The organism is Streptococcus sp. KR, assembly GCF_002238115.1.
GTDB lineage: Bacteria > Bacillota > Bacilli > Lactobacillales > Streptococcaceae > Streptococcus.
This window is the reverse complement of the sequence record NZ_NGVM01000377.1, coordinates 1-215: the sequence shown is the minus strand read 5'-3', so window position 1 is coordinate 215 and position 215 is coordinate 1. Positions and strand designations below refer to the sequence as shown.

Annotated in this window: 1 pseudogene; it reads right to left on the bottom strand. The window is 41.4% G+C overall.

The annotated features are described in order from the left end of the window. Positions 1–215, bottom strand: a pseudogene (locus CBI42_RS12355) (MFS transporter); the annotation flags it as partial.

Below are 215 nucleotides of genomic sequence, written 5' to 3'. Positions count from 1 at the left end.
ATAGTGTAACTAGTCATAACTAAGAATCGGCCGGCACAAGCCTTGTAGAAATCATGGGCACCGTGCATCTTAGGTGGCAGCAATGTAGCAAAGACACCTAATACTGATTCTTCCTTTGGAATAACTGCGTCTTTTGATGATTTTTCTCTTGGAGTAATCAACAGAACAATTAAACCTGAGAGGGCAATCAAAACACCACCAACGATGAAACCAGT